This is a genomic window from Cupriavidus basilensis (assembly GCF_029335485.1).
Taxonomy (GTDB): domain Bacteria; phylum Pseudomonadota; class Gammaproteobacteria; order Burkholderiales; family Burkholderiaceae; genus Cupriavidus; species Cupriavidus basilensis_E.
The window spans coordinates 1-13,064 of the sequence record NZ_JARJLM010000080.1 but is presented as its reverse complement, the minus strand read 5'-3'; the positions used below and the strand labels follow the sequence as shown (position 1 = coordinate 13,064).

Sequence of the window (13,064 nt, the reverse complement as noted above, 5' to 3'; positions counted from 1 at the left end):
GACGGCGTCCGGGCCTTGTCCTTCGCGCCAGCGCTTGAGGGCGTCGGCCACGGGCGCCAGCCGGGTGGGCGCGTCGATGCGCACCCAGATTGCCGCATCGGTATTCCTGACCAGCGCATTGCCGAACGCCTGTGCGGGCGCGCCGTCGCTATCGCCTACCGCCAGCACCAGGGGCGTGTTGCGGCGGATATCGCCCGGCAGCGCGTCGGTCGACGCATGGATGGTCTCCAGTATGGCCTGCGAGGCGCGCTGGCGTGCGCGCACCCGCCGGGTGGCAATCAGGATGGCCACCGCAGCGAGTGCGATGACGAACACCGCCAGCAGCAGGTTCCACGATGAGCGCCATGGCGAGCTGAGCGCGAGCCAGGCGAGCGCAAGCGCAGCGATCCAGCCAAAGAGGGCGCGGTAGGGGTAGCCGGTCACGAGACCCCTTTCAGCCGGCGAGCCGGGCGATCGATGCGGCCAGCCACCGGTCCAGCGCCAGGTAGACCAGTCCCGCGCCAAGGCAGGTAAGCGCCACCCAGGCAAGCGGCGTCAGGCCGTCCCATCCACGCGCCTTGCCGCTTGTCACGATCACCGGCCCGGTGGCGTCGGCCAAGCCGGCGCGCTTCAGGCGGTCATCGATGGCGCCCATCAGTGCCGCCCGGTCGCTGGCGCCCTCCAGCGCGAACCGGCCCTGGAAGCCCAGGGCCAGCACGGCGTGGAAGACCGCCAGCAGCGGCAGTACCGGCTGGGGCTCGGCCAGGCGCCGCTCGATGCGGGCGATCAGCGCTTGCCCGGCGTCGTGGCTCTGGAATTCCCTGACCTGCAGGGGCTCGTGTTCCCAGGTTTGCCGGTCGGAGCCCTCGAGCCGGCGCAGCGCGACCTCATCCAGCAGGGCGCATTGCGCGTAGACCGCATCCTCGGCGACCTCCGGCGGGTGGCCGGCGGCCCGGAGTTCCTCGCGCAGGCGTGCCACGTGCGCAAGGCATCGCGCGCGGAACGGGCCGAAGGTCACGGGCCTGGCCTGGTCGGCCAGCCCTGTGACGGTCAGGGCCGTGTTGCGCAGGGCGGGAGGCAGAATCATGGTGGCTGTCGTCATGCCGGCAATACCGCAAAGAGTTCAAGTGACACGTCGGGCAAGGACGCGGGAACGTAGAACTGGCAGGCCCGCGCGGCCAGCATGCGGCCGAACGCCGGGTGCGCGCTGTCGAGCGCGAAGTACTGGTTCTCGATACGCACCGGGATGGCCGCCGGCAGGCGCGACAGGGTCCGCAACGGAATCCCCGGCAAGGCTGAGTTGACGATCTGCTCGACCTCGTCCGGCGCCCCGGCCTTGCACAGGCGCGGCAATTGTTCGAGCAGCGCATGGGCGGGCAGCCCCGCCTGGACCGAAAGGTAGTACTCGGCCCCTTCCGCCAGGCGCTCGTCGTGGATCTTTCCGACCCAGACCGTGGGCCTGGCACGCTCCAGCGCCACCGGGACGACCCGCGATGGGATCACCGTGTCGAGCAGCGTGCGGATCAGCGATTCCAGCTCGGCGAACACCGGCTCCGGGGCGAGGTGATCGTAGGCCGGAACGGCCTGCAGCGTCTCCGTCGTGGAGAAGGTCAGCAGCGACCCGGCCAGGCGGGCCAGGATGCAGTAGAGCCGCTCGGGATGCTGTTGCGGCGCGGCGCACAGCCGGGCCAGTTCCGGCCAATTGCCGTTTACGCTGTGCAGCAGCCAGAACAGGGCGACGTCGGCTACCGCGTAGTCGGCAATCTGGTCGGAACGCTCGCGCCGGCGTACGGCCAGGCTGGCGCTCTTGGCGCTCAGGATTTCCGCGAGCCGCTTCATGCGTTCGGTAAGCCGGGCGCTCGCCGACAGGAAGAGACAGGGCGGTACGAACGCCGGGTCCAGCTCGAAGCTCCCCTGCGGCGTGCGCACCAGCCGGGCGAGGGGGCAGGTCACATAATCGCCGTGCTCCTCGAAATCGAACAGGAGAGCCAGCGCGTGCCGCTCCACGCTGATCTCTTCCTTGCCTTCGCCGTGCAGGTCGGCCACCGGCAGGTACTCGCGCACGAAACGGCGCGGCCGGGCGGGCCGCTCGCCGGCCTCGACGCAGTTGCCGCCCTGCGCATCGGCCAAGGGTAGCCCGATCAGCACCACCACGGCATCGACGCCCGCAGGCACGTCCGCGAGGTCGCGCGCGGCCGGGGTGCAGTCCGCCGTTTCGGTGTCGATTACGGTCCCGTCGGGCAGGCGGACTGCCAGCGCGCTGACGGTCAGGCGATGGATGGTCAAAGCCTGCGAGTCGAGCGCGACGCGTACGGTGCCCCATGGCTCCGGGCTGGCAATGCGCGCGACATGCTCGTCGGCGTAGCGGTCCCACAGCGCCTGTTGCTGGAAATGCTGGGGCGTCATGAAGATGCCCTGGGCCCACAGCGGTCTGGTGATTTTCATCAGTTTGCGCGAGAAACCTCGGCCTTCATGCCGTGGAGGGATAGCGCGCGACGCGAAGCGTCGCCCCTGTGCCCGCTCTCCATTGTGGAATGCGCTACGAATGAGTAACCGTATCCGTCACCGCGCTGAATGATCCTGCAATAGCGATGAGAAATGCCTTGCACAGGCCCGTGCTCGGTCTGAATGTTGAAGGATCCGGTCGCGCGAATCGCGACCCGGCCCACATGTGTGCCAGCCTTCTTCCCCGTCGGCACTTCGGCCCGGACCATGTCGCCGGTCTGGAAGCCAAACACGCGTTTGCTCCGTATCAAGTAGCCGCGGGGGAAACCAGACGCTGTGAGGCGGGTGCGCTGGTAAGCGCCGCGGCCCGCGCACTTGATCGTCAACGTGGGCTTCTGCCAGGCCGAGACAGAATCCACCACGCCAACGCACGCTGCGTCCAGCGCATGGGTCTTTGGCAGTTCGAGGCGCCGGCGGTTGTACTTGGTTCGACCGCCCGATCCGGTCTCCACCGGCAGGCCCGTGGTCACCAGCGCGTTGTATAGCGCCCAGCGGGTCGAATTGACGGCAGCGGCGTCACGAAGCGGTGCCTTTGCCCGAACCAGAATGCGTTTGACACGTTCTGGATCCTTGTGCAGGAATTCAGCGAGAGGCCGCGCTGCCTTCTTGCGATTGCAAGGCACGCAAGCGAGCGTGAGATTGGAGATGCGATTCGACCCGCCGGTGGCGCGTGCTTCGATGTGCTCCATCTCCAGCGGCGTGTTGCGGGCATCGCAGTAGGCGCATTGCCGCCCCCATTTCTCAAGCAGATATTCGCGGATTTCGTAGCCTGCCAGTTCCCCTTGTTGGTACTCGACGCCCGTTATCTCCGGGTTCTGCATCGCCTGCATGTCGAAGCGGACGAGTTCGGCGCTGATGGCGGTAATCGGCGCGAGTGCCAGGAAACGGCTTACCCAGGCCATCGTCGTGTCGACACGGTGCTGCAGGCTAGGCGCCAGCCACCCCGCTGGCTTGCGTCGGTTGCTGAAGCGGGCGGCCCGATACCGCGTCTTGCGACCGCGTCGCGCCCGGCGCATAGCCCGCCGTGCGGTCAGGCTCAGGCTGATCTGCGCGCCGCGGTGGATCAGTTCTGCCAGGGACAGGACGGCAGCATGCCGAGCCGTCTTGTCGTCGCCGGAGCCGGCCTCGCGAACGATTGCCACGCCGGTTCGCTTGCTGCCGGGATCGAGCTTCAGGCGAAGCGGTTGCAGGGAGCAGTCCGTCTTTCGCCGATCCACCAGACGGATAGCGAAGGGCATCACACGGTGCGCGCGCGCGCGGCCGCGCGTCAGCAGCAATCTTGCTCGCTTCTCGCTGCACGGCATGAGTGGCTTGCCGCTCTTGTCCAACACAAAGACTGCCACGCAATCTCTCCCAAAAGGTGCCCTTACGGGCCTGGTGACGCCTCCCTTGCGGGAAGTCTCCCCTCGGCAATGTTGCGAACCGGCGATCTGCCCCGATCCGTTTCGTGCTTACCCTGTCGCTTGTCTGCAACCGGGGCTTCAAGAGGTTGGGACTGAGGAAGCATCCCAACGTTGGTCTTGCACCTATTCGCAACGTAGCGGGTTGGTTACCGCTTTGCCTGGTCAACCCGAGCTTGGTCAGTTGCCTTTACAAGCTCCGGCTTTTAGGCCGGGGTAGTTGACCATGCTCGGAAGAAGCGGGCCGGCGCGCGCTGGCACGCCCTTGCCCGAAATGCACGCCGTGTGGAGGCATTTCCTCCTCGCGGCAGTGAGGCGTCCCTGGACGCCCCGCTCAGAGGCTCAGTTCTTTGCCTTCGGCATCTGCGACACCAGCGAGAGATTGATATCCATCCCCTCGATCTGGAAGTGGGGCACGATGAAGAGCTTGATGCGGAAGAAGCCCGGGTTGTCCTCGATATCCTCGACCATCACCTTGGCTTCGCGCAGCGGGTGCGAGGCCTGGAGCTCGTCGCCCGGATCGGTCATCTCGGTCACGAGCGTCTTGACCCAGGTGTTCAGCTCCAACTCCAGCAGGCGCCGGTCCTTGGTGGTGCCGATGTTCTCGCGCTGGATCAGCTTCAGGTAGTGAGCGATGCGCGAGAGCAGGAAGATGTACGGCAGCCGCGCATTGACGCGGCTGTTGGCGGTAGCCTCCCTGGTGTCGTAGAGCGCCGGCTTCTGGGCCGAGTGCGCCGAGAAGAAGCACGCGAAGTCGTGGTTCTTGTAGTACGACAGCGGAATGAAGCCGAGATTGGCGAACTCGAACTCGCGCGTCTCCGGAATCAGCACCTCGGTCGGGATCTTGGCCTGGTTGCCGGTGCCCAGGTCGTACAGGTGGATCGGCAGGTCCTCGACCAGGCCGCCGGCCTGCGGGCCGCGAATCTGCACGCACCAGCCGTTCTTGATGAAGCTCTGCACCATGTTCGCGGCGAACGCGAATGACGCGTTGGCCCACAGATACCGGCTGTGATCCGGGCCCTTGACCGCCTCCGTGTAGTTGAAGGCGCGCACCGGCACCGTGTCCGGACCATACGGCAGGCGCGCCAGGAAGCGCGGCAGGGTCAGGCCGATATAGCGGGCATCGTCCGAATCGCGGAAGCTCTTCCACTTCAGGTACTCGGCCCGATCGAAGTAGTTGCCGATATCGCGGATGCTGGCCACTTCCTCCATCGACTCCTTGCCGAAGAATTCCGGCGACACCGAGCCGATGAAGGGCATATGGGCGGCGGCGGAGACCTTGGAGATATTACGCAGCAGGGCGATATCCTGGGGGCTGCGGTCGAACGCGTAGTTCGAGATGATCGAGCCGATCGGCTCACCGCCCGGGGTGTCGTATTCCTGGATGTAGGTGTGCAGGTACATGCCGCTCTGGATGACCTCGGGCGTATCCTCGAAATCCTGGCGCAGCGCATCCTTGGAAGCATCCAGCACTTCGATCTTGACGTTCTTGCGGAAGTCCGTGCGATCGACAACGAACTTCAGCCCGCGCCAGGCCGATTCGATCTGCTGGAACGTCTCGTGGTGCATGATGGCATCGAGCTGACGGCTGATCCGCTGGTCCAGGTGCTCGATGTGAAAGTCGAGCAGGCTCTTGTCCAGGCGGTCCACCTGCTGGGACGAGTCCTGGATCATCTTCAGGAAGACGCTCATCGCCTGGGCGACACGCTCGTCCAGCGACGATTCGGAGAGCGCATCGGCGCTCTGGAACGATTCCACCGGGCGCGTGCTCTTGACCGGCGTCAGGTTGATCTTCTCGCACAGGGATTCGTACACGCTCTTGCCTGGGGCGTCCAGGACCACGGTATCTGCTTCGCTATTGGCGCGGGCGCCGATTTCATGCTTGGACATGGGGCTCAATCCTCAGGGAATCAGGTTACTGGGCGGACGGGGAGGCCGGTGCGGCCTGGCCGATCTTTTGAAGATCGGCGCGCAGACGCTCGGACAGCGCCGGGTCCTTGAGGATCTTCTCGAGCTCGCGGCGGAACATCGCGTTGTCGAGCAGGTTCGACTTCAGGTCACGCAGCAGATTGCGCGCCGCCATCAGCGCCCGCAGCTCCGGCACCCTGCCGGCCACCACTTCCGGCTTGAAGTCGTCCATGGACTTGAAATCCAGATCCACCGGCAGCTCGGAGCCATCGCCGGCGAGGGTGTTCTCCACCGCGATCCTGGCCTTGGGATTGAAGTCGGCGAGGACGGAATCGAAGTTGTTCTTGTTGATGGACACCTTCTCGCGCTCGGCGAGCGCCCGCGTGTCCCGCCCATTGCTGTAGTCGCCCATCACCAGCATCTTGAGCGGCAGCTCGACCTTCTTCTGCGCGCCGCCGGTATGCAGGTCGAGCTTGATGTTGACCCGTGCCTTGGGCACTTCGTTCTGGAAGCTTTCGGCCATGTCGATTCCTTTTAATTCCTGATTGAACGGTGTTGGATTCAGGCGATGAAGAGCAATGCGGCTGTCAATGCAAAGATCAGCACTCGACTGAATAGCATGGGAATCCAATCGGAGATATGAGATTTTTCCGGTTTTGCCTGGGTTGCTGCCTGGACTGTTGCCTTGAATTGCAGGTAATTCCCATGGAGAGAACCCGCCTCACGGGAGTGTCCATGAAAACGGACTCAAACAATAACCGAGTGAACCGCGCACCGATTTGATCAGAGTTTAAACGCGCCGTAATTGGGAAATTTCTGCTTTTTATGCGGAAAATTCTTCATTTGAGATGTTTTGATAAACGCGACTTCCAACCGTTCCCAGCGCCCGCGAATGCGGGTAAGGTGCAGCGCGAGCAGGCTCCGCGACCGTGCCAGGCTGCTTGTTACATTACAGGGAAGGCAATACCCGTGCTACCAGAACTACCAGAACCAGAAAACCATGCTGAATCACAAGAGGACGACCGCCGTCTGGGCATGCTTGTGGCGCTCAAGCTTGGCGACTACATAAGCGGAGAACAGGTCAACGAGGCGCAACAGCGGCTGGACGAGGATGCGGAAGCCGAGTTGAAGGGGGATACCATACGAGCCATGCTTGACTGGCTGATTGCCCAGGGCTACACCGATCAGGAAACCGAGGCAAGTGCCACGGGCCGCCTGATGGAGGAGCGTTTCGACGATATCAACGCCCAGGTGAGCTTGCTGTTCCTGCTGCGGGAACTCGATCCGCTTCGCTTCGAAAAGCGTGCTGAAGCGCTGATAGGGATGGCCCTGAAAGAGCAGAAGAAAAAGCAGAGACTCTTCAGTGCCGGCGGCTTCGCCGTGCTGATCGTGATCGGTGCTTACATGCTGTGGCCCGCTTCCACGCCGTCGTGCGGCGCGTCGAACACGGTCAAGGCAGTGGATTCCATCATGATCCGGGCCCGGATAGACGCGACGTTGAAAAATCCACTCCTGATGACGGACACGGATAGTCAAAGCCATCCCCGCGTCAGCAACTATCGGGAAATCGGTTATGACGAGGGCAACCGCTCCCGCGGCTGCGTCGCCGACCTGGCTGTCGCCGATGAAAAGACCGCGATCGGCTACGTCATCCGGCCTGATGAGAAAAGCAAAAGCGACTACGCCGTGCAGATGTTCCCGTCTGGATATGTAACCGCGCGCTATGACGCGAAGGGGCTCAACAAGAAACTCGGGGCACCGCTAGGCCGGGAAACCATCAGCGCCAGCTTCATGGCGGGAGTCGCCCGGCTGGATGCCGATCTCGCCACGATCTCGCCGAACTACGGGAAGCCGCTGCTGGACCACGGCGAACCCTCGACCAAGGCCAACAGCATATTGGGCGTCGTCCCGGCCGCGGACTGCAGGCGGATCGATGGCGACCATGTTTCGTGTCCGTTGCTGATCGACTACCGGGACAACCTGCTGGAAGCCATCGGCGCGATGTCCCTGCTCCAGCTGAAAGGGGATTTTGTCTTCGTCAAGGATGGCAGCGGCTGGAAAACGTCCGATGACTTCCCTAAAACGTTGACACAAGCCATCGTTGAACGACGCATTGCAACGGTCTATGGCGACGCGGCCGCGGACAAGCTGGGCGTTGGGCAATAGTTCAGGTGCGGCGATAAATTTCATTAAATAACATACGGTACCCCAGGCTGTATTCGAGAAATTTCTCCTTTTTAGTGCGGAAAATTCTTTATTTGCATGAGGTTGGGAAATGCGACTTTCAACCGTTCTCAGCGCCCGCGAATGCGGGTACTCGAGTGGCTCCGGCAAGTCTGGAGCGATGACGTGCAGGCGCGTTTCGCCGGCGTTGTGTTCGATCTCTGGTTCCGCACCCGGGCCAATGCCGATCGCGCCTGGTCTCCCGGTGTCCCGCCAGGCCCGGTGGGCCAGGAAGCACTGGCGATGACAGAAGCGCAGCATCTCGATCTGCTCACCCTCGGCTATGCCGACAAGCTGACGCTACAGCTCAGACAGATCTACGGCGAATTCCCAGAGCACCCCTCGCATGAGGCGTTGCAGGAAGCCGTCGGTGTCCAGATCGAGCGCGCGGCACGCTACCGGATCCGCAGTGAAGGCGACATGCTCCAGTATGTCTTCAAGGGACTGCTGATCTCCGCTCGATTCGACGAGCATCCATTGATCCATTCGAAGCTGCTGGCGGCTTCGCTCGGGGATATCTCCTTTTCCGAAGTGCTCTCGCTGGTCGGCGATGCGTGCCGGGAAGAATTCAAGAAGGACAAGAGTATATGAAGGGAGGACGAGTCGCTGTTTGGCACCTGCTGCTGTCGCTACTGCTGGTCACCGGGTGCGATGCATTCACCTCGGAGCCGTCCCGTGATGGACAGTACCGCTATCCCGGCTCCAGCGAGTACATCACGGAAGGCGCGTCGCCTGGATCGAAGGGGTTTCGTGTAGGAGCCCAGCCTCCGGCACTGCGGGACATGCTGTACAAGACGCTGACTGCGGGAGCGGTGCTGGAACGGATGGATGCGCTATTTCAGTACCAAGGTCCTGTGTTCACGAAAATCAGCCTTGCGCACACCGTCTCTGAGCGCAAGGACCACCTCCGGGTCCCCGACCTGATCAAGGCATACCGCAGCGTGGTGCCGCCCGAAGCAGGCCGCGACTTTACGCCCCATATGGAGGTACTTCTGCGCTGGCTGGCGGTCCGGTATTCATCGCCTGCGTTCGAGGAGATGCTCTCGCGCAACGTAGATGAGGTAAAGCGCGCGCACTTCGCCCTGGGGCAAGAAGCCAAGGATGCCGAGGCCGCATATCAATTGGAGCGCAGACGCTCCCCCGTCGATCACGTGGCGCTGTCCAGGGTCCTGACCAGATGGCACGCGGCGCGGGAAGCGCAAGCCCGTGCCCTTCCTGCGATGGTCCCGGCGTTGGTCCGCCCCAATATCTGGGAGCGTATCGCAAAGGAGGCGCAGGAGCAGGCTTGGCGCTTGCCGTTTCAGAAGGAACTGCAGAAATCAGCCGATCGCCTCAGCAGCATGAAGGGCCGGATGGAATTGCCATATGAGGCTGACCTTGACGAGAGCGTGAGGACGATCGAGGCGACTGTTCTGAGACCGGAAGCCGCGGTGCTTGCACAGGCGTGGGCGGATGGAACCAAAGGAAAGAACCCGCTCCCGCCCGAGGTGATGGCGCTGTTCGACCTGTTGATCCTCGGGCAGCCGCCAGAGCGCTCTTGAACGGAGTGAGGATGAGAATGCGATCGGTCTGGTTGTTGATTGTGTCGTTGGTGCTGGTCACGGGGTGCGATGCATTTTCGTCGGCGCCGACCTATGGGGGGCTGAGCGTGGGGGCGTTTAACTACACGCCATACAACTTGAGCCGATTTGTCATCTACGACAAGTACGGCAATACGGCGAGCGGTGGCGGCGACCTGATGCCGGGATCGGGAGCGGGCTCTCTTAGCTGCTGCTACAAGCTGAAGGGTACGGCGTTCACGGTGAAGTGGGAAGTTTATGACGCTGATGAGGCCATCAAGGATCTCTACGCGCCAATCCAGAAGATTCAGAAGATCACCGAGATTCATCTTCCCCCCACGAAGCTTGTCGGCGGCGCTGGCGAGCGCGTGCTCGGCCTGCATTTCTATCCGGACGACCACGTCGAGTTCGAGTTCCGCAACGATCTGCGGGGCACACGGATCTTCTACGCAAAGATCGACGACTGGCTTTACAAGAAGCAAGGCAAGACTTTTGATCCCAACTCCGGGGAGGACGCGGCGGCATTCCGTCGCACTGCGCGGATAGCGTCCGAAGGCTGGCTGAAATATCGCCTGACCAATACGCAGGATCTCCAGCAGTACGTCTACTACACCCTGTTGGTGAATCCTAGGTTTGACGAGCATCCGGCCATCCAGAAGATTCTGGCCGAAACCAAGGATACGCCGGGGGCCTTCGGCGCGGCGATGGAGAACCTGCCGCCCACGGTCGTCGATGCATTGAAACGCAATCGGGCACAGGACAAGCAGAAAGGAGATTCTCATGGCTAAACCACTCGACTCCGCGGACCGTACACCACAGGACGTGCTGGATGGCATGCTCTCGGCACACAAGCCGTACAAGCATGACGAATGCATTCCCTGCGGCGCAGTCGTCAAAATGGGCTTCTTTTTCGACGCCTTTGGCCGCCATCGGAAACAGGACGATTCGACCATGTCACGCTATTCCAACATCAGCCGATTGCCGGCTGCATGTAGTCGAGGCGAGGCTTCGACTTCCGTATAACGAGATGCTTTCAGCCCCCTCGGCCTTGAAGTCGTCCATGGCGCGGTGATCCCGATCCACTGGCAGCGCGGAACTGCCGCCACAGCGTTTGATCTCCACTGCCAGCTTTGCGCCTTGAGTTGAATCAATCAACGCAGCGTTCGATCGATGGTAAATCTTAAAAAATAGCATACGGTCCCTCAGGCTGTATTCGAGAAATTTCTCCTTTTGAGTGCGGAAAATTCTTTATTTGCATGAGGTTGGGAAATGCGACTTTCAACCGTTCTCAGCGCCCGAGAATGCGGGTAAGGTGCAGCGCGAGCGGGCATGTCGTCGAGAGTGCCTCTCCTCTGCGGCAGCCTCTGCCGCGCTGACAACGGAGCAAAAGGCAAAGGCGGATTGGACTGAAGATCTGAAAGGTGAGGGCGGTGCGTCGCGCAAGAGGCTCACCGGGCAGCAGTCGTATTTTCTTCAGGTGCCCAGCAGCGCCAGCGCCGCAGGGTTGTCCGTGGTGTAGTAGAGCGCGAAATGCCGGAGGACTTCTCTAGGAGAAGCATATCTTGATGTCATACATAAGATGTGTTTTTGTTATTTTTTTGATTGGAATTATTAGCGCCGGAAATTCGGTGGCGAAATTCGATTCAAATGTTACGGAGAATTTGTCGAAAATAAAAGAATACTGTAGGTATGCACTGGGGGATAGGATTTCATCCGCAGTAAAAGGCGCGGAAAAAATATCGGCGGCAGATTCTATTGTGATAGTTTTCGATGCTGATTTTTCACCGAAAAAAAGAAACATAAGTGCCAAGCTCACTTTCGGCTGCAACCTAGTACCCCAGGCTGTTGACTCGAACGATCAGTATATGAAACGGGATCAGCCGAAAACGGCGAAGGAAGAAATCGAATTGGAGGATTCCGGTGGTCGCTATGGTCGTAATGTTGTTTGGGAGCGCCCATATCGGGGCGCAAACATTGCAGGCACGGTTGCTTATGTGAACTCAGTATCTGGTGATCGGGTAAAAATTAGAGTTCCGGATTTTCTGTTGGTCTGCCCAAATCAACCAGGCTTGACTTGTTTCTCCCTGGAGATCGATAAAGAAATAAGCCTAACGAAGGCTGAGCAAGAATGGTTCGTGATGATTCTGGGGGATATAAGGTATCTGAGTCCAGAAAATCGGAATTAAGTCATTTATCAAGGTATATTCATAAATCCTGATGGTTGAACATTTTTTGAGTGAATAATCGTAATTTATTGTGGAATATAAAGATGAAGTGCACCCCATTTTTGCTGTGCGCACTAATTTTCGTTTCTTCATTATTTTACTGCGAGGCAATAGCTCAAGATTTTTCTAAAGCGAAACTCAAAGGTATTGCGACACCTTCCAAAGCCCACATCGTAGGTTCGTGTCAGTTCAGAATCGCGGATATGTTCGGAGGTCATTTCCGTACACTCAACTCAGATGGCTCGCGGCCGCAGGAGGGTACATACTACCTTCCCTTAACGGGGCCGATGGCGTCGTTGAACGGTGGTTTCGGTCTTTTTTGTCAGGAAGCCAACGAACGGAAGATAGGCATCGCGCTGGGAGCAAAATATGTTAACGATCGGTGGCTAAAATACAGTCCATGGGGTGACGATCCTGAACCAACCCCATTCGACGAGCAGGCGCATGCGCAGACCGTGCCATTGAGCGGGGCAAACTGGATCGGAACAGCGCTCACCTTCGATGACACAACAGGCGATGAGCAACGCCGAGCCCGCTTTTTCAGCTTTTGCCTCATTCATCAGGCACTAGCGTTATGTGGAACAACGCCGGTTGAATGGTTGGCAAATCCAAAAACCAACCAACTTTGGAAAATCAAAGCGATTCTTCAGTCCGTCCAGTTTGTCGATACACCTGCGTCGGCAAGCTCATCCGGCGCAGCCAGTGCACTGCCGTGGCCCGCGGCCGACAGCGAGGCCCATTACATCGAAAATGGGAGCCTTGTGATAAACCAGAACGGTAAGAAGGCTAAATGCTCAGTCAACGGTGAGGTTCTATATGCCGTACTGAGTTCAGATCGTTCTGCGCTCATGGTTTCTGCGCGCGGGTACATACCTACTGAATCTCTTAATCGATGTTGGTCTGGTAGTGATATATCAGTTTCACTGATTCCACCCAATGTCGGGGTTTTGTCCGACATCAATCTCAGCAAGAATATATATGTCTCTCTGGATTTTGTTGATCTCAGCCCGCTTTCCTATCTCGCCCTGGTTTCGAAAATTGGAGGCCCCATGAATTTAATTACAATGGATGGTTCATATAAAAATAATAAATCAATTGGAAAGCTAAAGGAAATGGCTTTCTCTGTAGGTGATGTGCCGGGTGCTGCGATTATTTCTAGGGATGGGAATTTCGTCGCCGTTTCCGGGGAGATCGATTGTGGCGAGGGAGCATACCCAGGTGTGTGGGATATTATGAAAAATAAAAAGAAGGTGATTAAATTAACT

At 60.0% G+C, this 13,064-nt stretch carries 11 protein-coding genes and 2 pseudogenes; 7 read left to right on the top strand and 6 right to left on the bottom strand.

The annotated features are described in order from the left end of the window. From P3W85_RS04665 to tssB, 6 genes and pseudogenes are all read right to left on the bottom strand, one after another. Positions 1-423: pseudogene (locus tag P3W85_RS04665) on the bottom strand (OmpA family protein); the annotation flags it as partial. A 10-nt stretch (positions 424-433) separates the two neighbouring features. Next, entirely contained in the window at positions 434-1,081 is a 648-nt protein-coding gene (locus P3W85_RS04660) for a DotU/TssL family secretion system protein (RefSeq protein WP_276263900.1), read from the bottom strand. After that, positions 1,078-2,424, bottom strand: coding sequence for a type VI secretion system baseplate subunit TssK (tssK, locus tag P3W85_RS04655; protein ID WP_276263899.1), 1,347 nt, complete (start codon positions 2,422-2,424; stop codon positions 1,078-1,080). The genes P3W85_RS04660 and tssK overlap by 4 nt, the downstream gene beginning before the upstream one ends. Beyond that, the gene (gene iscB / locus P3W85_RS04650) at positions 2,424-3,827 is read right to left on the bottom strand and encodes an RNA-guided endonuclease IscB (RefSeq protein WP_276263898.1); all 1,404 of its coding nucleotides are present in this window, start codon (positions 3,825-3,827) and stop codon (positions 2,424-2,426) included. The genes tssK and iscB overlap by 1 nt, the downstream gene beginning before the upstream one ends. A gap of 399 nt (positions 3,828-4,226) precedes the next feature. Beyond that, the gene (tssC, locus tag P3W85_RS04645; protein ID WP_276263897.1) at positions 4,227-5,774 is read right to left on the bottom strand and encodes a type VI secretion system contractile sheath large subunit; all 1,548 of its coding nucleotides are present in this window, start codon (positions 5,772-5,774) and stop codon (positions 4,227-4,229) included. A gap of 25 nt (positions 5,775-5,799) precedes the next feature. Beyond that, the gene (gene tssB, locus P3W85_RS04640) at positions 5,800-6,315 is read right to left on the bottom strand and encodes a type VI secretion system contractile sheath small subunit (RefSeq protein WP_276263896.1); all 516 of its coding nucleotides are present in this window, start codon (positions 6,313-6,315) and stop codon (positions 5,800-5,802) included. A 446-nt stretch (positions 6,316-6,761) separates the two neighbouring features. Here tssB and P3W85_RS04635 point away from each other — a divergent pair, with 446 nt between their 5' ends. The 7 genes and pseudogenes from P3W85_RS04635 to P3W85_RS04605 all read left to right on the top strand — a co-directional run. Then, complete coding sequence (locus P3W85_RS04635) at positions 6,762-7,958, top strand: hypothetical protein (RefSeq protein ID WP_276263895.1); 1,197 nt, start codon at positions 6,762-6,764, stop codon at positions 7,956-7,958. Between the two features lie 183 nt (positions 7,959-8,141). Beyond that, a complete protein-coding gene (locus P3W85_RS04630; protein ID WP_276263894.1) occupies positions 8,142-8,606 on the top strand; it encodes a hypothetical protein in 465 nt (154 codons plus the stop codon). Beyond that, the gene (locus P3W85_RS04625) at positions 8,603-9,556 is read left to right on the top strand and encodes a hypothetical protein (protein ID WP_276263893.1); all 954 of its coding nucleotides are present in this window, start codon (positions 8,603-8,605) and stop codon (positions 9,554-9,556) included. Before P3W85_RS04630 ends, P3W85_RS04625 begins: the two co-directional genes overlap by 4 nt. A gap of 11 nt (positions 9,557-9,567) precedes the next feature. After that, positions 9,568-10,362 (top strand): hypothetical protein, encoded by a 795-nt coding sequence (locus P3W85_RS04620; protein ID WP_276263892.1) that lies wholly within the window; start codon positions 9,568-9,570, stop codon positions 10,360-10,362. After that, positions 10,355-10,597 carry a hypothetical protein gene (locus P3W85_RS04615; protein WP_276263891.1) on the top strand — a complete coding sequence of 81 codons (243 nt, stop codon included), beginning with the start codon at positions 10,355-10,357 and terminating at the stop codon, positions 10,595-10,597. Before P3W85_RS04620 ends, P3W85_RS04615 begins: the two co-directional genes overlap by 8 nt. Before the next feature lie 539 nt (positions 10,598-11,136). Next, positions 11,137-11,760 (top strand): hypothetical protein, encoded by a 624-nt coding sequence (locus P3W85_RS04610; protein ID WP_276263890.1) that lies wholly within the window; start codon positions 11,137-11,139, stop codon positions 11,758-11,760. A gap of 83 nt (positions 11,761-11,843) precedes the next feature. Next, positions 11,844-13,064, top strand: a pseudogene (locus P3W85_RS04605) (hypothetical protein); the annotation flags it as partial.